Raw genomic sequence first — 21496 nt, 5'->3', positions numbered from 1 at the left:
AGTTTTTGAAAATGGGCCAAGTGGCCCATTTTTTGTGGTTGTTACTTATACACTATGACACTTTTTATACTTTTTATTACTGCCGCAAGGACAAGTATCATTGCGTTTCACTTTAATATCAGCAACCGGTGTGATCTCACCATCAAGGTATCGCCACTGTTCATCTTCTTTAATAAACTTTGAATGCTCAGCCAGCTCGCAATACAAGTCTTGATAAAAGTAATGGGCTTTAAACTTTACAAACCCTGTTTCATCATTATAACCAGAATCTAATACGGTTAAGTTTATAAAGCGGCAACTAGTTGCAAAGTCCTTAATTTCTGATAGTGAGTTTTCAGCTTGCTTTTCTTTTGCGTAACTTTCACGAACAAAAGCCGCGTTTTTAACCGCATATGCACTGTAGCGAGCACGCATAAGTTGCTCAGGTGTTTGTGGCTGTTTGGTTTTTAAATGAAAAGGTTCACAGCAATCAGCATAAAGTTGCTGACTGCCACAAAAACATAGTAGGGCGTTAGAGGTCATAATAAATGTACTGTGTATTAAAACGCTAGTTTACCAAGCTTATTGCGTTAGTGAAATCTCAGCTTGAGCGCTTTTTTTGCTAAAGCAATACAGCTTAGTGCGTGTATGGCTCAGGTTTAATGATAACTGTGATAGTTGCTGATTATTTATTATGTCGGTCCAGGTGATCACCGCTGCAAAATTTCCATTGTGAAGTGCAGAACTTAAAACATACTCTATATTAACTAAATGTTTTTGGCGTATAACTAATAATTTACTGGTATCAATTGAACATGAATCAAGTAACGCTTTACTAGGTACATGGTCTGGCGCAATTAAAAGTGTCCATGCATTTAAGCTATTGTATTGGTGTAATACTTTTAATAATTCAAACGTCGCTGAAATCTCATCTTCAATTTGTACAACGTTAACACAATCAGATTGGTCATCTTGTTGGTAGCTCTTAACTGTTCTTACGGTAATAGGCTGTAACATAATCGTCTCACTCACTGGGTTTTTATACAGTACATGTATACAGTAGTTTATACAGTTGTTTGGTGCAAGTGTTTTTTGCTATTTTTTTGTACAGTTATTCAGCTGAGCACGATAATGAAACTATTTAAAAATAAATAGTTCATATATAACAATAGATTATAATTTTTGGGGATGAATACTTTTGACGGTAGCTTTTTAATCTATAACTAAATAAATCTTGAAATGCATGAGGTATACAGTAGTTTAAAAAATTAAGCGTTGTTGCATTTAACTTATAAAACGCTTAATTAATTTACAGATAGAATGAGTTACTAGGTAGTAAAACTATTTTTCGTGACTTATAGGGATCAAATGTGAAAATTGTAACTGATGAATTTGTTCATATAAGCTGGCGGCATAACACTGGGCGTCTTTAAGTCGTTTGGTACTAATGTGTTTGCGTATATCGCTCATTGCCTCTATTGCTGGCTCATATCCTTGGCTACTAGCTAAGCTGAGCCACGCAGCCCCATGAAATACACTTTGTGGCACACCTTGGCCTTTAATGAAAAATAGCCCTAAGTAAAACTGTGCACGATAGTTTCCTGCCATTGCTGCTAAACGCATCCATTTTGCGGCTAAGGCGCCTTGTTCATTTTTAAGGTAATAAAGAGCTTTATTTAATGTGTCTTGATCGGTGTTTTTAGAGCTCGCAGGGGGATTTGCATCGCTTGGTTGCGTTACAAAAGAAAGAATGTTGTCTAATTGTTGCTCTAAGTCTTGGCCACTTGGTGTCGTTTTGATCATGCTACTTCGTTTGTTATTTTAATCACTTAGCTAGTTTAGTATATAGCAAGGTAAAATGTCCTGTAAAAAGTTATTTTTATGCTAAAATCTCGCCACTTTTTACAACCACAAGTTTATTATGCTCGAAGCCTTATTCAAAATCCGTGCAAATGATTCTTCGGTTCGCCGTGAATGTATTGCCGGTATGACTACATTTATTACGATGGTTTATATCGTATTCGTTAACCCAGCTATGCTTGCAGAAGCAGGCATGGACCAAGGTGCTGCCTTTGTTGCAACCTGTATTGCCGCTGCAATAGGGTGTTTTATTATGGGGTTGTGGGCCAATTATCCATTGGCATTGGCACCGGGTATGGGATTAAATGCATTTTTTACCTATGGCGTGGTGCTAGGTATGGGCTATAGCTGGCAAGCAGCGCTGGGCGCGGTGTTTATGTCAGGGTGTATATTTTTAATATTAAGCTTATTTAAGGTGCGAGAGTGGATTATTAATGCAATCCCCCTGGTGCTCAAACAAGCAATAGCAACCGGTATTGGTGCATTCTTGGCACTTATTGCGCTGAAAAGTGCTGGTATTATTGTATCAAGCCCAGCAACACTTGTGCAGCTAGGGGATATAACGTCACCGGGTCCGCTATTAGCTATTTTTAGTTTTTTTATTATTGCGGCATTACTTTATCGTGACTTTAAAAGCGGCGTGCTTATTAGTATTTTACTCGTTACCGCGATAGCAGTGTCGATGGGATTAGTTGAATATCATGGTGTTGTTGCAATGCCACCTTCAATAATGCCGACTTTTATGCAACTTGATTTTAGTGCTGCTTTTGAACTGTCTATGTTGAGTGTTATTTTTGCGTTTCTATTTGTTGATTTATTTGATACCTCAGGCACGTTGGTAGCGGTTACTCAAAAAGCGGGTCTAGCAGATAAAAACGGCAATATGCCGCGTTTAGGTCGCGCATTAAGCGCTGATAGTACTGCAACCATTGCCGGTGCAATGCTGGGAACTTCAACAACAACTTCTTATATAGAATCTGTAGCGGGAGTATCAGTGGGGGGCCGAACGGGCTTAACGGCTGTAGTTGTAGGTTGCTGCTTTTTATTAATGATGTTTTTTGCACCTTTGGCACAAATGGTACCCGCATACGCAACAGCAGGGGCAATCTTATATGTATCTGTTCTAATGCTACAAAACTTAAAGTTTGTAAACTGGGATGATATGACTGATGCAATTCCAGTGAGTGTTGTATTGTTAATGACTCCATTGACCTTTTCAATTGCACACGGTATTGCACTGGGTTTTATTTCTTATACAGCGGTTAAAGTACTGTGTGGTAAAAAAGATCAGGTAAGTATTAGTGTTTGGATTTTAACGGCACTGTTTATTATTAAGTTTGCATTTTTATCTTAATGCTTTTGTTAAATAGCTAGATTTAGTTTGGGTATGTAAATTTATATAGTGACTAAATTTCAGTTATAAAAAAGCCCATACAGTTGTATGGGCTTTTTTATTAGGTAATGGATTACCATTTCTTTTTCGGTGCAAACAGTACGTCTAAATCATCTTGCTCTTGTTCGTTCTTTTTCTTCAATGATGTAGCGTTTGATGCCTTTAATTCAGTGCTTATTGTTTCTAGATAGCCTTCAACTTCAACTCGTTTTGCAGTAATGTAATCATCATTAAATGACACACTGTTTAGCGTCGTCGATGCTTTTTCAAAGTACTGCCTAGCAGAGCCTACCATACCGGCTGTTTGAGCTGCTAGACCACGTTTTATCTGGCTTTCAATGTTGATTCTTAGTTGTAGCTTCTCAAGGCGTTTGTCTTCTGCAATAAACGCTTGGCTGTCAACTTTCCCCTTGTTGTGCTCAGAACGGATAATAGTACGGAGCTTTTTTATACCCTGTATTAGTGATATCAGTTGCTTGTCATTACCTGGCAAAACAAAACCATCCGAGCCGTCTTGAATCGGATTTTGTAGTCGCTCTTTTGCTTCTTTTAAGCGGTTTTTTAGTCCGCTACCACCGCTTGAAATAGACACCATATTACTTAGCGCATCATGAATACGACGTTGTAATATTCGCTGAGTTGCTTCTGAAAGAGGGATATTTGCGCTATTCATTAACGCCTCTTCAGTTTCTTCAATGATAGCTTTTTGTTTTGTTAGCTCTTTACGTCGTTCAGCTTCTTGTTTTTCTTTGTGTTGTTGAACAGCACTAACCCACAGTGCAATGACGATAAGCGCAACAATTAATACAATTATAATGGAAACGATCATGTTATAATTCTCAAATTCTTAACCTTATTATCTAATCTTACATTAAATATATAAAAGGTGGGAAACTTTGCGCCGATTAACTAAAAAAAACACCATGCATAAAGCGTTTAAATCTTAATGTGTTATGTTTTGTTTGCTGATAATCATTGCTATCTCAACTTTATTTATTGTGTTAACCTGAAATTTCAATAAATTAATTGTTACATTGTGTAACCTTAATCAGCCTTTTATATAGTTACCTATTAATTAGGGTGCGCTTTTATCTGTCAATGTGAATTATAACGAAACTACATAGCCATGAAATTACAACAACTTAGATATATCGTAGAAGTTCAAAATCATAAATTAAATGTTTCAGCTACCGCTGAGAGTTTATTTACCTCCCAGCCTGGTATTTCTAAGCAAGTACGTATGTTAGAAGATGAACTAGGTGTACAAATTTTTGGCCGTAGTGGTAAACATTTAACTCACGTTACAGGTGCTGGCGAAGAAATCATTAACATATCGCGAGAAATACTCTCAAAAGTTGAGGGTATTAAAGCGGTTGCTAATGAACATACGCTGCCCGATCAAGGTAAACTTAATATTGCGACTACGCACACCCAAGCACGTTATGCGTTACCAAGCGTAATTCAAGGCTTTACCCAAAAATACCCAGCAGTGTCACTGCATATGCACCAAGGTACGCCGCAGCAAATATCGGATGCAGCTGCGCGCGGTGATGCAGATTTTGCGATTGCTACTGAAGCACTGCACTTATATTCAGATTTAGTTATGTTGCCTTGTTATCACTGGAATCGCAGTATTGTGGTTGCTAAAGATCACCCCCTTGCGAAAAAAGTCGATAACTTAACGGTGGCAGATATAGCGCAGTATCCTTTGATCACTTATGTATTTGGTTTTACTGGTCGCTCAGAGCTTGATAAAGCATTTAACGCCTATGGGCTTGAGCCGCATATTGTATTTACCGCCACCGATGCCGATGTTATTAAAACGTATGTGCGCCTGGGATTAGGTGTCGGTGTGGTTGCATCTATGGCAATTGACCAGGTAAACGACAGCGACTTAGTGTGCATTGATGCTAGCCATTTATTTGAAGCAAGCACCACTAAGATTGGTTTTAGAAAAGGTAGCTTTTTACGTACCTACATGTATGACTTTATCGAACGTTTTGCACCGCATTTAACCAAAGAGCGAGTAGAGCGAGCAAGTTTGCTGCGTAATCAAGACGATGTTGATAAATTATTTGCTGATATCGAATTGCCAGTTAAATAACCGCCATAAACAGTAATGAAAAAGCCGCTTAGTTTTGCAACTAAGCGGCTTTTTTTTATGCTATCTAATTAGCACTCGATAATGTTAACAGCTAATCCACCGCGAGCGGTTTCTTTGTATTTTGTTTTCATATCGTTACCGGTATCGAGCATGGTTTTAATTACTTTATCAAGCGATACTTTTTGTTCTCCACTACCGCGAATAGCAAGACGAGAAGCATTAATTGCTTTAATAGCGCCCATTGCATTACGCTCAATACAAGGTACCTGCACTAAGCCGCCCACTGGATCGCAGGTCAATCCTAAGTTATGTTCCATGCCAATTTCAGCGGCATTTTCTACGTGTACCACGTTACCACCAACAATTTCAGTCAGCGCACCAGCAGCCATTGAACAGGCAACACCAACTTCACCTTGGCAACCCACTTCAGCACCTGAGATAGAGGCATTTTTTTTGTATAAAATACCAATAGCGGCCGCGGTTAATAAATACCGAGTAGCAATGTCGCGATCAACTTCTTTGATAAAAGTATGATAGTACATTAATACGGCTGGTAGGATACCAGCTGCACCATTTGTTGGTGCAGTAACCACACGACCGCCTGCTGCATTTTCTTCATTCACTGCTAATGCGAATAAATCAACCCAATCCATAGCACGAAGTGGATCGTTACTCACTTCTACATTGAGCTTTAAATATAAGCTTGGTGCACGGCGTTTTACTTTCAAACCACCAGGTAAAATACCTTCGGTACGCATACCACGTTCAATACAGGCTTTCATTACTTGCCAAATATTAAATAATTCATCTTTTATGGCTTCTTCACTGCGTAAGGTTTTTTCGTTTTTCATCATTAACGTTGATACGCTGTAACCCGACTCTTTACACATTTCGAGTAATTCTTTAGCCGTTCCAAACGGGAACGGGGCAGGGTTTTCTTCGCGAATATCTAAGGCCGCTTGTTTTTCTTTTTCAAACTCTTCATCTGTAACAATAAACCCGCCACCAATAGAGTAGTAAACTTTGCTATATACTTTTTCGCCATTGTTATAGGCAATAATTTCCATTGCGTTGGAATGTTTAGGGAGTGTTTTTCTACGATGAAAAACAATAGCGCCTTGTTTAGGGAATTTAGCTTTATGAGTTTGGTTTAGATAAATAACCTGCTCATTTTCTATTTTTGCTAAAATATCGTCCACTAAATCGGCATCAATGGTCTCAGGATCATAACCGGCTAGGCCAAGGATCACTGCTTTTCCCGAACCATGACCAACACCTGTTTGCCCCAGTGAGCCGTAAAGCTCTACTTTTACATCGGTTACATTTGCTAATAGTTGTTGCTCATCTAGGTCATTAACAAATAAGCGTGATGCACGCATTGGGCCGACGGTATGTGACGATGAGGGGCCAATACCAATGCTAAACATGTCAAATGCACTGATCATAATGTGTGTCTCTACTTAGTTTTCTCAGCATTAAGCTGTTCTTTGAACGGTCGACTATAATAACGTGGAAATGCAGGTGTGTAACCCTTATTAGCAAAGATTTAAACTGGTATGGCGAGTTGTTTTGTAAAGTTTTTAATAATGCTGGCTGTGGCACCCCACAAAAGCCCGTGAGGAGTGATAAAGCCATTTAAAGTTAGGGCTTTTCCATTACGTTCAAAGTGGATTGGTTGCCAATTAGCTTCGTTGTTCAGTGCTTTTATAGAGAGTAAAAAGCTGGCTTGTACTTCGTTATGATCGTTCTCCCATACCGTTTCTTTTTTAATTAAGCCCACAAAAGGACGTATAGTAAATCCAGTAAGGGTAGAGTATTCCGGCAGCTGGCCTAAAACTTGAACATTATGCGGGGGAATGTTTAGCTCCTCATGTAATTCACGCAGTGCCGTGGTGCGCAGGTTAACATCATTAATTTCAAATTTACCACCCGGTAAACAAATCTCCCCAGGGTGGTGATGTAAATAGGTTGGCCGCTTACACAATAAAACATGTGCTTCGTTATCTATATCAATCAAAGGTAGCATCACTGCACTGGCGCGCTTTTTTTTATTATCTTTGAGCTGATCCACGGCTAAACTGCGGTTTAATTGAAAACGAGCCGAAATGGTTTCACTATTCAAAGCGACCTTCATTTAATATAGGGAGTATTTTATTTACTTTATCGTATGTTTCTTGATATTCCAATTCGACTTTTGAATCAGCAACAATGCCACCGCCAGCCCAACAATGTATTTGCTGATGATGAGTAACTAAAGTTCGAATGGTAATACTGGTATCCATATTACCGCAGGCGCTAATATAGCCAATAGAGCCACAATAAATACTGCGTCTGTGTGGCTCCAGCTCTTCTATTATTTCCATTGCGCGCACTTTTGGTGCCCCGGTAATAGACCCTCCAGGGAATGCAGCTTCAAGTTGATCGACTGCTGTTTTTCCTTCATCAAGGATGGATGTAACTGTACTTACCAAATGGTGTACTGCCGGAAAGCTTTCAATAGCAAATAAAGAAGGTACAACCACAGAGCCCGGTTTTGCGACTTTACCTAAATCATTTCGTAGCAGGTCTACTATCATGACATTTTCAGCGCGGTCTTTACTGGAGTTTGCCAGTAATGTGGCTTGTTTGGCATCTTCTAAAGCATCGGCTTTACGTGGTAGCGTGCCTTTAATAGGTTTTGTTTCTACCTTGTTGTCGTGCACTGCAATAAAACGCTCGGGTGATATTGATAAAATAGCGCCTTGCGGATGATTTATAAAACTAGAAAAAGGCGCTTTATTGGCCTGCGTTAATTTAACATAGGCCGCCCAAGGAGACCCTTGGTAATGTGCGCTAAAACGCTGAGCTAAATTAATTTGATAACAATCACCACTTTTTAAGTATTCTTCAATCGCGGCAAACTTTTCGCTATAACTCCTCTGACTCATATTTGACTGCCACTGTGATGTAAGCGAAAAGCTTTCATGTTTAGGTGGTTGCGCTAAATGCTGCTGATACTGCGAGAGACGATTTACATTGGGTTGCGAAATATAAAACCACTTACGCAGTTGTTTATCGTAAATCAGTGCATCAAGGTAAAGTCCAACGGCCATTTGCGGTAAATCAATGTCGTTAAGAGCGTTGCTTGGTAGTTGCTCTATGGTACGCCCTAAGTCATAACCAAAATAACCAAGCCAGCCACCGTTAAAGGGTAAATTGTGGACGGCTTTTGTTGTATCGAGCTTTGCTAATTCATCGTTCATTATTTCAAAGCAGCTTTTAGCACTCGCTTGGTTATTAAAAACGGTTAGATTATTTTTAACTTCCAGAGTGCTTTGAGGCTCAATAGCAATTATGTCAAAACGACTGTTAATGTGATCGCTATCACCCGAATCTAGCAAAATGGCGTAGGGCAAATGAGCAAAATGCGAAAATACCTCTATACAATTTTGTGATATGGCTAATTCAACACAATTTTTTTTATTGTTTAGCATTTACTATCCCTTTAAGAACTGGCTCGAAACGGGCTGGGAGGGTATCATAAGTCAAATTTATTTGGCAGCGTTTAGTGAGCGCTGTGGTTGAAAACAGTTCGAACCACCGTCACGGGTTTGATATCGCTTACGTGCAGCGTGCGTAACAACAACTTAAGGAACCACTATGAGTACAATTCGTCAGCAAGACTTTATTGATAGCATTGAAGATGCTTTGCAATATATCTCGTTTTACCACCCTCTTGATTTTGTTCAAGCGCTAGAAAAAGCGTATAACAAAGAGCAAAGCAAAGCCGCTAAAGATGCGATTGCACAAATCTTAATTAACTCGCGTATGTCGGCAGAAGGTAAGCGTCCGCTGTGCCAGGATACTGGGATCATCACCTGTTTCGTAAAAGTAGGTATGGATGTTAATTGGGATAAAACCGACTTAACAGTACAACAAATGGTTGATGAGGGGACGCGTCGTGCGTACTTAAATCCAGATAACCCATTGCGTGCATCGATTGTTGCCGACCCTGCAGGAACACGTAAAAATACTAAAGATAATACGCCATCAGTGGTACACATTGACTTAGTTGCAGGCGATAAAGTTGAAGTGATGGTGGCTGCTAAGGGTGGTGGCTCAGAGAACAAAAGTAAAATGGTGATGTTAAACCCATCTGACGATGTGGCCGAGTGGGTAGAAAAAACGTTACCAACAATGGGGGCGGGTTGGTGTCCACCAGGTATGCTAGGCATAGGTATTGGTGGCACTGCAGAAAAAGCAGCGGTAATGGCGAAAGAGTCATTAATGGATCCGGTTGATATTCATGAACTCATTGAGCGCGGCGCAGAAACAACAGAAGAAAAGCTGCGTTTAGAAATTTTTGAACGTGCGAATAAATTAGGTATTGGTGCGCAAGGTCTTGGCGGTTTAACCACGGTTGTTGATATTAAAATTAAAACGGCGCCAACTCACGCGGCTTCAAAGCCAGTGGTTATGATCCCAAATTGTGCTGCTACGCGCCACGTTCACTTTACGCTTGATGGTTCAGGCCCTGCGAATTTAAAAGCACCTAAATTAGAAGACTGGCCAGAAGTGACATTCGAAGTCGGTGAGGGCACACGCCGTGTTAATTTAGATACCCTTACTAAAGAAGACACTAAAGAATGGAAAATGGGTGAAACCGTTTTACTCTCAGGTACTATTTTAACGGGTCGAGATGCTGCTCATAAGCGTCTGCAAGATATGATCAACTCAGGGGAAGGTTTACCTGAAGGTGTTGATTTTGATAACAAGTTTATTTACTACGTTGGTCCTGTGGATGCAGTAGGCGATGAAGCAGTAGGTCCTGCTGGCCCGACAACGGCTACTCGTATGGACAAATTTACTGACATGATGTTAGAAAAAACAGGCATCGTGGGAATGATTGGTAAAGCTGAACGTGGCCCTGCAACGGTTGAGTCTATTAAAAAGCATCAGTCAGTGTATTTAATGGCTGTAGGCGGTGCGGCTTACTTAGTATCTAAAGCAATAAAAAAGGCACGTGTTGTTGCATTTGAAGATTTAGGTATGGAAGCTATCTACGAGTTTGAAGTAGAAGATATGCCAGTAACGGTTGCCGTTGACAGTGAAGGTGAAAATGCTCACACCCAAGGTCCTGCAATTTGGAAAGCAAAAATTGAAGAACTAGACAGTAAAATGAAGTAAGTTTTCTGTATAAACAGCAATCATAAAAGCGAGCACCCCGTGCTCGTTTTTTTATTTTTAAAATTTGCAGATACTTAAACACCTCAGACCAGTTTATACTGCGCAGACAGATATTATATAACCCATTGTATTTTATGATGTAGTGTTCTTTTTCAAGATGTACTATTAAGTTTACATATAAATTCAAAGTGACGTTCACGTAAGCGTAAACTTTAATTGCGATGACGTTTTTAGCTTTTATACTTAATAATATAATTATTATTAAATTATTTATGCTTATTTATCACGATAAACCGTTTTATTTTTCTATTGAGTACGGTTTATTTGGTTTATCTACTCATAGTGTGGCGAACCATCAACTGAAGTGATAAAGTCTCGTCAATTTGTAGCGTGCTTGCCCAAAAGGGCTCATTATTTTCGGAGTATTTAAAGTGGTTGTATTTAATCAAGTTGAATTTGATAACCATGAACAAGTGGTTTTTTGTTCAGACAAAGCGTCTGGTTTAAAGGCTATTATTGCGGTACATAACACAAATTTAGGCCCAGCTGTAGGTGGTTGTAGAATGTGGGATTATGCCAACGATGAGGATGCAGTTTACGACGTATTGCGCTTATCAAAAGGGATGACCTATAAAAATGCTGTGGCACGCTTGCCATTTGGTGGTGGTAAGTCAGTTATTATTGGCAATGCAAAAGAGATCAAGTCTGAACAGTTGTTTCGTGCATTTGGTCGTCAATTAGAGCGTTTAAATGGCAGTTACTACTCAGCAGAAGACGTAAATATCACGTGTGATGATGTGGCGTTAATGAACAAAGAAACAAATTACGTGCTAGGCCTTGAAGGCAAAAGTGGTAACCCATCGCCATTTACAGCTTACGGCACGTTTTTAGGTATGAAAGCAGCGCTTCATCATCAGCGCGGCATTCAAGATTTTTCAGGCATTAAAGTAGCTGTGCAAGGTTTAGGTGCGGTGGCTTATGGATTATGTAAGCACTTGGCTGAAGCTGGTGCAGAATTATTTGTTACTGATATTAACCAAGCAGCGGTAGAGCGTGTAGTCAACGATTTTGGTGCAACAGCGGTTGGTATTGATGAAATATACGACTTAGATGTTGATGTGTATGCGCCTTGTGCGTTAGGTGCCACTATTAATGACACAACGATCCCTCGTTTAAAAGCAACTATAATAGCAGGATGTGCAAATAATCAGCTTGCAGAATCACGCCATGGTGAAATTATACGTGAAAAAGGTATTTTATACGCACCAGATTATGTAATAAATGCAGGCGGTATTATTAACGTGTATTACGAAACAGCGCCTGAAGGTTACAGTAAAGAGGCGTCTAATAAACACGTAGAGAAAATTTTCGATACATTAAGCGAAATCTTTACCCGTAGTGAAAAAGAACAAAAATCAACGCATTTAATTGCTGATGAGCTTGCTCAAGAAATTATTGAAAACGGACTTTAAGTTTTTATTTAGTTCAACTAAGGAGCGAATATCGCTCCTTTTTTTATGCCTATATAAGACTTTGGTATAACTACACCCAAAGCATCATTTTAGTTAATGCGAATATAGGCAAAGCGAGGTAAAATTTTACTTTTGCTCTGTGTATAATTTATGTCCTCTGCCGATTTATCTCTTCGGGCTATTGATTTTGATCAGTGGCCGCGCAAACAACATTTTGAATTGTTTCAAAACTTCACTCAGCCTTATTTTAATGTGTGTGTAAGACTCAATGCTAAAAAGCTATATACCGTGTGTAAGCAAACTAATCGTGCTTTTTTTCATGGTTATGTTTATTGCTTATTAAAAGCATGTCATGAGTATGAGCCGATGATGCTGCGTATTGTTAATCAAAAACCTTATTATTTAAACACCATGCGCGCGAGTGTTGTTGAGCTTGCCGATGATGACTCGTTTCGCTTTAGTTATTTTAAACAGCAAAACTCGTTAAATGAGTTTGCTAATAAAGCAAAAGCGATTAGTCATGAAGCAAGGTTAAACCCGCTGTTTTCTGATGCCTTTGCAGCAACTGAAGGACAAGCTGATTTAATTCACGTTTCTGTTTTACCTTGGTTAAACTTTAGCAGCTTTTCGCATGCGTTTACCCAGGGCCAAAGCTGTGGCATCCCTAAATTTGTGTTTGGTCAATACAACCCCGATACAGGCGAAATGCCACTATCAATTGATGTCCATCATGCGTTATTAGATGGACTACATGTGGCTAAGTTCATCCAACGATTGCAACATACATTTGATAGTTTGAGTGATAATACTTAATGAAAAAGTTGTAAATCTTATGTTATTATTTGTTGGTGATGTTTTCTAATTAAATTTTCACCTTGAATTTACTCAAATATAAAAACTAATAATTATAAAGGCAGTGTCTGATGAATCGCTTGGTGATTTTATGTTTCTTGTTGGTGATTTTTACTGTTAATGCTCAGCAACAGACTCGGCTGCCGTTGCGCGATTATTTTTTTGAAACGTGGAATACCCGTTCGGGCCTTCCTCACAATAGCATTAATAGCCTTGCACAAACACAAGATGGCTATTTATGGGTAGGTACTTGGGAAGGGCTTGCCCGCTTTAACGGTCAAGAATTTAAACTATTTACCCGCTCAGAAATTACCGATTTGCCTGACTCAGGCGTACGTGCGCTTACCCCCACATCCGATGGCGGCTTACTCATAGCTGGAGCGCGCGGCGGTATTAGTTTATATCAGCACCGACAATGGGACACTCAACCTAATGCCCAAGCAATGGTTAATCACGTATTTAAGAGTAAAAACGAGGATTTGTGGTTGGCACTTGAAAATGATGGTGTGTTTTATCGACCTGCCAAAAGCACTCAAGATATCCCAATAATACAAAACGTCAGTGCTTATAGAATAATTGAAGATAAGCAGGGCACTATATGGGCTGCAACTAGTGATGGGCTGTATAAAATAGTTAACTACACGGCTACATTGATGACTCCACATCATGGTTTGCCAGATGCACCTGTATATACTCTATTGATTACCCGTGAAGGACGCCTTGTTATTGGTAGTGAAAGAGGTGCGCGAGTATTAAATGGCAATGTGTTCGAGTCACCCCATCCACAGCTTAGTGCTGAGTCGATTTCTAGTTTATTAGAAGATAACCATGGTGATTTATGGTTTGGCACTATTAATAAAGGGGTATTTAGGCTTAGTGTTGATGGCATAGAACAATTAGATGCTAAAAATGGCTTACCTGCAAACCGCATATTGTCATTATTGCAAGACAGAGAAAACAGTATTTGGGTAGGTACCAACGCGGGTGTATTTAGATTAAGAGAAGCCCCGTTTTCATCGTGGGGAAAAAAGCGAGGCTTATCTAGCGACTACGTACGCACGGTACTTTCACATTCTGATGGCAGTTTATGGATAGGCGGGAGTACAGGCTTAGATCGGTTGCAAAATAATAAAATTACCCAAATTAAAGGGACTAAACAAGGCTCTCCTTATTCAGTATTGAGCTTACTTGAACAAAGCCAAGGTGATGTTTGGGTCGGTACTTATACTTCAGGTGTGTTAAAGGTGGTGAATAACGAGCTTGTACCTTACTTAAATCGTGATAATGGGCTTGGTAGTAATGAAGTACGCTCGTTACTTTTTGATTCAAAAAATCGTTTATGGATAGGTTCAGCCATGGGGTTAACGCGAGTTAATACCGACGGCAGTTTAGTGCAATTTACTAATGAGAAAGAGTTGCCGAGTGGCTTTATTCTAGCTTTGAGTGAAGATAAGAGGGCAAATATTTGGATAGGAACTGGCAATGGCGTAGTAGTTTACAATACCAATACGGATAAATTTAAACCAATTCAGTTCCCTGAAGCGTTTTCGGCTAAATATGCGTTTGGCTTTTATATTGACGATAAATATACCTGGATGGCGACCGATAGAGGTTTACTGCGTTATCAACATTCAAATGGCCATATGACTATTTTAGGGAGGGAGTTAGGATTACCGGTTGATAAGCTTTTTCAAATTGTGCCCTTTAAAGATTCACTTTGGCTATCAAGTAACCGTGGCATTATTGAAGTTAATTATAAGCAGGTTAATCAGCTACTAGATTCAGCTACAAAAGGTAGTCAGACGCTAGCTTTTCAATTATACGATGAGGGCGATGGCATGCTCAGTGCGCAAGCCAATGGAGGGTCAACGCCTTCGGCTACAGCGCATTCAGATGGTACTATTTGGTTTGCCACCGCAAAAGGGGTGAGTACTGTTAAACCCGCGCGATTAAAAGAAGCCACCGAGATACCGTTACCAACTATTGTAGAAAGTTTTTCTGTAGATGGTAAACCCATGTTATTGCCTGTTGATGGTGACACACTTGTTTTGCCACCTGGAGTTACACGACTATCGTTCCATTATGCGGGCTTAAGTTTTATCATGCCGCAGCGATTAAACTTTCAAACAAAAATGAAAGGCTTTAACGATGAATGGGTTGATCGTTTTCATATTGCAACAGCTGAATATACTAATTTACCCGCGGGGAAATATTCATTTGCAGTGCGTTCTGCCTATCCTAATACCGATTGGCAGCAAAATGACAAAGTGATTCATTTTGAAATTCAATCGTATTTTTGGCAAAAAACCAGCTTTAAGCTAGTGGTGTTTTTTATTTTTGTGGTTGTCATATATAGTGCATATCGTTATCGCTTGTATCGCTATAAGCAAGTAGAAAAAGAGCTAACTAGCCGAGTGGTGAAGCAAACCCAAGCCTTGCAAGAGCAAGCAAGTGCCTTTGCTTATCAAGCTACCCATGATCAGCTCACCGACTTACCGAATCGCCGGGCATTTGATGGTTGGCTGGCCGACAACTTTACAGATTTTAAAGCGCGTAATACTCCGCTTGCGATTGCCATTATGGATATTGACCACTTTAAACGCATTAATGATGGTTGGTCTCATTTGATTGGCGATCAGGTTATATGTGAAGTCGCCAATATTCTTAAAGCGCATTGTGAAGGCGAGCAAGAAGTGGCTCGTTGGGGCGGTGAAGAATTCACATTTGTATTTCCTGACATGAATACTGTGCAAGCACAGCAATTATGTGAACAATTACGCAAAGAAATTGAAAATAATGATTTTTCGTCTATTGCTCAGGGGCTTAGTGTAACCGTGAGCTTTGGTGTTTCTGACTCAGATAATGTCGATGATTACGATCGGTTATTATCTCGTGCTGATCAAGCTTTATACAAGGCAAAAAACAATGGCCGAAATAGGGTTGAGTGCATAACTTCCTAAAAAGAGCTGCTTTAATGCGTTAAATCGTTTTTTCCGACAGCTTTTATCATATAGATAATTTCAACTTCTTTATTATTTGTGTAGGTTAAGTGAATTCATTAAGTAATTATATGTAAGCATAAGTAATATTAATTAACTTTATTTTAATTTGGGTGCTATACCTTGTGTACCCATTAGGGGTTTTTTTTGCTTTTTACTTAAGGAATATAAGATGAAAAACAAGATAATTAATATTACATTCGCAAGTCTTCTAGGGGCCTCACCCGTGGTATTAGCAGAAGGCGATAAGCATGATGACTTTTTGTTTACTAAACAGTCTTTAGCATCACTCAAGCTTAACTCTTTACTGACTATTGATGATACGCAATTTGTGTTTAATGACTCATTATTAAACGAAGATTGGGATAACTTTTTTTCTTTGCATGCGTCAGCAATTGAAGATAAAAAAGAGCTCATTTTACACTGGGCAGGTTATACCAGTATTAATCCAAAAGTAATTTTAGCGCTGATAGAGCAACAAAGTGGCTTACTTTCAAACCCAAATGCTGATATTGAGAACCCTTTAGCTGGTATAACAGACAAGCGTGGTTTTGATGCGCAAGTAAAAGACGTAGTGATGAAATTAAGTCAACGCTTTTATGCATATAAGCAGTGGCAAGAGTCACAAGATAAGTTAAAAAAACGCAATCAGGCAACCCAAACTACGAGTAGCACAGCTGCAACTGCGGCTCTAGTAAGTCTGTTTGCAGATAGCGATAGACTGGCATCAAACTCTAAAAATAATCAACAGACTTTGACTGAGTTTTTAGCTACGTTTGACCGTGTATTTCCTAGTAACACTAGTCAATTGCAACGTTCATTGAATAGTGTAGATCAAAATAATGAAAAACAACTTTTAGCCGCTAGTTTTGAAATGAATTTACCGTGGCCGTCTGGCTATTGGTACAGTGGTGGCGCTCACTCAAATACAGGTTCTGGCTACCCATACTCATCACTTGATTTTAACAATGGCTCTGGTGGCTGGGGCGCTAATACTCCTTTTGTTCAAGCTGCGCATGGCGGAACGGTAACTCGCTTTTCTTCCTGCAATATTCGAGTAACACACGCCAGTGGCTATTCAACCAACTACTACCACATGTCAAACCTTCAATATAGCAGTGGTGATTATGTTCAACCTGGTGCATGGTTAGGTCGCTATGCAAATAATTATAATCAAGCATTGTGTGAGGGCGGCCAATCATCAGGTCCTCATGTCCACTTTACTTTATTGTATAATGGGCAACAGGTTTCTCTGCATAATAAATATATAAGTGAGCATCGCATTGATGTTGGCTCAAGTAATTATGACACCAACTGTAATCGTTTCTATTTTGAACGATATGGCTATCGTACATGTGCATGGCAGCCTTTGTATCGCTAGAATGATATAAATAAACAGTTCACTTGTTAAAGAAAAGGCCACGCTCTAACAGATGTGTGGCTTTTTATTTAGTGTTAAATAATTGAATTCTAGTTTTATGGACCAATTAATACTGTATAGATAATTATAGGGCTATTAAATGGTAAACGGATTATTGATTTTCTTACTTTTTGCGTTTGTCGTTATTTTTTGGCGTTGGCCTGATATTCAAAATACTCTGTGGCGCCGTAAATACAGTCATTTATCATTAAGCCCACAACAGCATGCGCTGTTGCTGCGGGCTATGCCAATTTATAACAAAATGACTGATGCAGATCGAGCCAAGTTGGCTCGTCATATTGTGTGGTTTTTAAATGAAAAGCGCTTTGTTGGCTGTGATGGGTTGCAACTAACTGAAGCAATGAAACTCATTATTGCCGCCGATGCTTGCCTGCTGGTACTAAATAAACCTTGGCCTTTGTATAAAAACGTGAAGGAAATTTTACTCTATCCCAGCGCCTATTATGCGCCTCAATCAAGTCGCGATAACGCAGGACTTGTTAGTTTTCATAATACCGTAAGGCAAGGTGAGTCATGGCCAGGAGGCACACTGGTGCTGAGCTGGCATGATGTGCTTGAGGGTAACCGCTTACCCAGTGACGGGCATAATTTAGTGTTTCATGAGTTTGCGCATCAACTTGATCAAGAGACCGGTAAAACCACCGGCACGCCATTACTTACATCACAGACTCACTATCAACAATGGGGCAAGGTATTTAGCCGAGCGTTTTCGCAGTTAAAAACACACGTTGCTTATAACATGCCGCATGTTATTCATAGCTACGGAGCCACAAATGAGGCAGAATTTTTTGCGGTGATCACCGAAACGTTTTTAGAAAAACCCGCAGATTTACGCCGCGATGACCCTGAAATTTACCGTTTGCTGGTAGATTTTTATCAATTTGATCCTATTGTTTGGCATTAATTTTATGCACTTCATCCTATTACGCTGGTAACTTGCTAGCGTTTTTGTTGCAATCATGTAATAGAGCAACACACAGCAACAATAATAAGTGAGATAAGCATGAAGAAAATGCTGCAAACAGCGCTTGCGTTATCAGTTTCATTGGCATTGGGTCAAGTACACGCAGAGCAAACAGATGAAAAAAAATGGCAAGTTGATTCACCAAAAGGGCAATTTGTAGATGCTTCTATTAGTGTAGAGCAAGGCACATGGATGAATGTAGATATAAGCCCTGATGGAGAAACCTTAGTATTTGACTTACTGGGCGATATTTACACTATGCCAATGAGTGGTGGTAAAGCCACTCAAATAACCTCTGATATCGCATGGCAAATGCAGCCGCGTTTTAGCCCAGATGGTAAATATATCGCATTTACCTCAGATCAGGGGGGCGGTGATAATATTTGGGTTATGGACGTTAATGGCGAGAATCAAACTGCAGTAACGGACGAAACGTTTCGTTTACTTAATAGCCCGGCATGGAGCCCTGATGGCGATTATTTAGTTGCACGTAAGCACTTTACCGCCAGTCGTTCTTTGGGCGCGGGTGAAGTTTGGCTTTATCACAAAGCGGGTGGTAAAGGGGTACAACTGACTAAACGTGAAAACGATCAAAAAGATTTAGGTGAGCCGATGTTTTCACCTGATGGCCGTTATGTTTATTTTTCTCATGATGCCACCCCAGGTAAAACCTTTCATTACTCAAAAGATTCGGTTGCGGGTATTTATAAAATTAAGCGCTATGATCGTGAAACCGGTGAAATAGAAACGATTATTAGTGGTATGGGTGGGGCAATCAGACCAACTCCGTCACCTGATGGTAAAAAACTTGCCTATGTAAAGCGTGATGACTTTCAAACTAGCTTGTACTTATACGATTTAACCAGCGGTGAGCATACCAAGCTATATGACAAGCTAGAGCGCGATATGCAAGAAACATGGGCTATTCATGGGGTATACCCAACAATTGCGTGGACACCAGATAATGAAGAGTTAGTATTTTGGGCTGGTGGCACCATTCATAAACTCAATGTCGATGATAAATCTGTCAGCGATATTGCATTCAAAATAGACACCACGAAAAAAATTCAAAAAGCGGTGCGCTTTACTCAAAATATCGATACTGAAGAATTTGATGTAAAAATGCTGCGAAATGTACAAATTAGCCCAGATGGCGAAACGGCATTGTTTGAAGCACTTGGTCATATTTATAAACGCGATTTAGACTCAGGAAAAATCAAACGTTTAACCAAGCAAACCGATCATTATGAGTTATTTCCACAGTACTCGCGTGATGGCAAAAAAATTGTCTACACCACGTGGGACGATAATGAACAAGGCACAGTGCGCGTTGTTTCTGCACGAAGTGGTCGCGGCGATACTATTACCGATGAACCGGGAAAATATGTAGAGCCTACCTTTAGTCCAGATGGCAAAACAGTGGTATATCGTAAAGCCAGCGGCGGCAGCATTTTAAATCCTAAATGGTCATTACACCCTGGTATTTACAGTGTTAGCACTAAAGGTGGTAAGAGTGAACTAATTTCTAAAAGTGGTTACCAACCGCAGTTTGGTAGTGCCAACGATCGTGTTTATGTTATGAGTCCATGGCCTAAACCAACGTTAAGTGTGGTTGAGCTTGAAAGTAAAAAAGTGCGCAAACTCTATGAATCAGAGCATGCCACTGAATTTAGGGTATCGCCTGATGGCGAGTATTTAGCATTTGCAGAGCGCTTTAAAGTGTTTGTAACACCGTTTGTTGAGCGTGGCAAAACCATTAATATTGGCCCTAAAGACAGCCAATTTCCAATTGAGCAATTATCTGTTCGTGCTGGTGAAAATATTAGCTGGAGTGCCAACAGCAATAAACTCTATTGGACACTTGGCCCTGAGCTATACCATGCCAGTTTAGATGGAATGTTTGCTATTAATAAAGCCGATGACCAAGGGGTTAAAGTCAAAAGCGGGACTAACATTGGTTTTAGCAAAAAAATGGCTGAACCAGAAGGCATGATTGCCTTAACTGGCGCAAAAATTATTACCATGGACGGCGAAAAAGTCATTGAAAATGGCGTTATTGTTACCGATGGTAAACATATTAAAGCTATTGGCTCTGCTGCAGATATTAGCATTCCAAAAAATGCTGAGATTGTTGATGTAACAGGCAAAACAATTATGCCTGGTATGGTTGATGCGCATGCGCATGGCTCACAAGCAAGCGATGAAATTATCCCACAACAAAATTGGAAAAACTTTGCAGGCCTTGCGCTAGGTGTTACCACCATCCACGATCCATCAAACGACACCACTGAAATATTCACTGCCAGTGAAATGCAAAAAGCCGGTATGATTGTCGGCCCGCGTATTTTTTCTACTGGTACTATTTTATATGGCGCGAATATGCCTGGTTATACTTCGCATATTGATTCATTAGATGATGCTAAATTTCATTTAGAACGCTTGAAAAAAGTAGGGGCGTTTAGTGTTAAGTCTTATAACCAACCTCGCAGAGAGCAGCGTCAGCAAGTGATTGAGGCTGGTCGTGAACTTGAAATGATGGTCGTGCCAGAAGGGGGCTCATTATTACAACATAACTTGAGTATGGTGGTTGATGGGCATACAGGGATTGAGCATTCCATTCCGGTTGAACATATTTATGATGATATTAAGCAGTTGTGGTCACAAAGTGATGTAGGTTATACGCCTACATTGGTGGTTGCCTATGGCGGTATTTGGGGGGAAAACTACTGGTACGATAAAACTGATGTGTGGAATCATCCTCGATTGAGCAAATTTGTGCCAAAAAATCAATTACTACCACGTTCAATGCGTCGTGTTAAAGCGCCCGATCATCACTATAACCACTTTAACAATGCACGTGTGGCAGCTGAACTACAAGATTTAGGTGTACTGGTTAATTTAGGTGCACATGGCCAGCGTGAAGGTTTAGGTGCGCACTGGGAAATGTGGATGTTTGCTCAAGGTGGTATGACGCCGCTTGAGGCTATTCGAGCATCAACTCTCGATCCTGCTAAATACCTAGGCTTAGATAAAAATGTAGGCTCATTAGAAGTCGGTAAACTGGCAGATTTAATGGTTATAGATGGCGACCCACTGAAAAACATCCGCGATTCAGACAAAATTGATTACACCATGATCAACGGCCGCTTGTTCGACGCAGCAACGATGAACGAAGTTGGTAAAAAACAACGTGCCCCATTATTTTTTGAATAAGGTAGGCGTTTTTTAGTTAATAAGCGGCTATTTAGCCGCTTTTTTTATATTGT

16 protein-coding genes are annotated in these 21496 nt (G+C 39.9%); 9 read left to right on the top strand and 7 right to left on the bottom strand.

Annotated elements, in window-relative coordinates:
• Window positions 1–45 precede the first annotated feature (45 nt).
• From CWB75_RS10945 to CWB75_RS10935, 3 genes are all read right to left on the bottom strand, one after another.
• Entirely contained in the window at window positions 46–522 is a 477-nt protein-coding gene (locus CWB75_RS10945) for a YchJ family protein (RefSeq protein WP_010388514.1), read from the bottom strand.
• 39 nt (window positions 523–561) lie between these two features.
• Entirely contained in the window at window positions 562–996 is a 435-nt protein-coding gene (locus CWB75_RS10940) for a SulA-like leucine-rich domain-containing protein (RefSeq protein ID WP_010388516.1), read from the bottom strand.
• Between the two features lie 324 nt (window positions 997–1320).
• Entirely contained in the window at window positions 1321–1782 is a 462-nt protein-coding gene (locus tag CWB75_RS10935) for a tetratricopeptide repeat protein (protein ID WP_010388519.1), read from the bottom strand.
• A 118-nt stretch (window positions 1783–1900) separates the two neighbouring features.
• Here CWB75_RS10935 and CWB75_RS10930 point away from each other — a divergent pair, with 118 nt between their 5' ends.
• Window positions 1901–3193 carry an NCS2 family permease gene (locus tag CWB75_RS10930; RefSeq protein WP_054201141.1) on the top strand — a complete coding sequence of 431 codons (1293 nt, stop codon included), beginning with the start codon at window positions 1901–1903 and terminating at the stop codon, window positions 3191–3193.
• 112 nt (window positions 3194–3305) lie between these two features.
• Here CWB75_RS10930 and CWB75_RS10925 read toward each other — a convergent pair whose 3' ends face one another.
• On the bottom strand, window positions 3306–4061 hold the full coding sequence (locus tag CWB75_RS10925) for a hypothetical protein (protein ID WP_075169051.1): 756 nt from the start codon (window positions 4059–4061) through the stop codon (window positions 3306–3308).
• A 297-nt stretch (window positions 4062–4358) separates the two neighbouring features.
• Between CWB75_RS10925 and cysB the strand changes: the two genes are divergently transcribed.
• Entirely contained in the window at window positions 4359–5336 is a 978-nt protein-coding gene (cysB, locus tag CWB75_RS10920) for an HTH-type transcriptional regulator CysB (RefSeq protein WP_054201139.1), read from the top strand.
• A 68-nt stretch (window positions 5337–5404) separates the two neighbouring features.
• On the opposite strand, the gene CWB75_RS10915 is transcribed toward cysB, so the two are convergent.
• The 3 genes from CWB75_RS10915 to pabB all read right to left on the bottom strand — a co-directional run bounded on the left by CWB75_RS10915 (window position 5405) and on the right by pabB (window position 8809).
• Window positions 5405–6781 carry an L-serine ammonia-lyase gene (locus tag CWB75_RS10915; RefSeq protein WP_054201138.1) on the bottom strand — a complete coding sequence of 459 codons (1377 nt, stop codon included), beginning with the start codon at window positions 6779–6781 and terminating at the stop codon, window positions 5405–5407.
• A gap of 101 nt (window positions 6782–6882) precedes the next feature.
• A complete protein-coding gene (locus CWB75_RS10910) occupies window positions 6883–7458 on the bottom strand; it encodes an NUDIX hydrolase (protein WP_138570642.1) in 576 nt (191 codons plus the stop codon).
• Entirely contained in the window at window positions 7451–8809 is a 1359-nt protein-coding gene (gene pabB, locus CWB75_RS10905; protein ID WP_138570641.1) for an aminodeoxychorismate synthase component I, read from the bottom strand. The genes CWB75_RS10910 and pabB overlap by 8 nt, the downstream gene beginning before the upstream one ends.
• 166 nt (window positions 8810–8975) lie before the next feature.
• On the opposite strand from pabB, the gene CWB75_RS10900 reads away from it, so the two are divergent.
• The 7 genes from CWB75_RS10900 to CWB75_RS10870 all read left to right on the top strand — a co-directional run bounded on the left by CWB75_RS10900 (window position 8976) and on the right by CWB75_RS10870 (window position 21443).
• Window positions 8976–10502 (top strand): fumarate hydratase, encoded by a 1527-nt coding sequence (locus tag CWB75_RS10900; RefSeq protein WP_010388533.1) that lies wholly within the window; start codon window positions 8976–8978, stop codon window positions 10500–10502.
• Window positions 10503–10933: 431 nt separating this feature from the next.
• On the top strand, window positions 10934–11974 hold the full coding sequence (locus tag CWB75_RS10895) for a Leu/Phe/Val dehydrogenase (RefSeq protein ID WP_010388535.1): 1041 nt from the start codon (window positions 10934–10936) through the stop codon (window positions 11972–11974).
• A 150-nt stretch (window positions 11975–12124) separates the two neighbouring features.
• Window positions 12125–12787, top strand: coding sequence for a CatA-like O-acetyltransferase (locus CWB75_RS10890; protein WP_010388537.1), 663 nt, complete (start codon window positions 12125–12127; stop codon window positions 12785–12787).
• A gap of 110 nt (window positions 12788–12897) precedes the next feature.
• The gene (locus CWB75_RS10885) at window positions 12898–15786 is read left to right on the top strand and encodes a ligand-binding sensor domain-containing diguanylate cyclase (RefSeq protein WP_138570640.1); all 2889 of its coding nucleotides are present in this window, start codon (window positions 12898–12900) and stop codon (window positions 15784–15786) included.
• 211 nt (window positions 15787–15997) lie between these two features.
• The gene (locus tag CWB75_RS10880) at window positions 15998–17206 is read left to right on the top strand and encodes a M23 family metallopeptidase (RefSeq protein ID WP_054201132.1); all 1209 of its coding nucleotides are present in this window, start codon (window positions 15998–16000) and stop codon (window positions 17204–17206) included.
• Window positions 17207–17345: 139 nt separating this feature from the next.
• The gene (locus tag CWB75_RS10875; protein ID WP_010388541.1) at window positions 17346–18170 is read left to right on the top strand and encodes a M90 family metallopeptidase; all 825 of its coding nucleotides are present in this window, start codon (window positions 17346–17348) and stop codon (window positions 18168–18170) included.
• Between the two features lie 99 nt (window positions 18171–18269).
• Window positions 18270–21443 (top strand): amidohydrolase family protein, encoded by a 3174-nt coding sequence (locus CWB75_RS10870; RefSeq protein ID WP_138570639.1) that lies wholly within the window; start codon window positions 18270–18272, stop codon window positions 21441–21443.
• The last annotated feature ends 53 nt before the right edge of the window (window positions 21444–21496 follow it).

Origin of the sequence: Pseudoalteromonas sp. S1608 (genome assembly GCF_005887265.1) — a bacterium.
GTDB classification, from domain to species: domain Bacteria; phylum Pseudomonadota; class Gammaproteobacteria; order Enterobacterales; family Alteromonadaceae; genus Pseudoalteromonas; species Pseudoalteromonas undina.
Note: the sequence above shows the minus strand (reverse complement) of the source record. Positions and strands in the feature narration are given on the sequence as shown.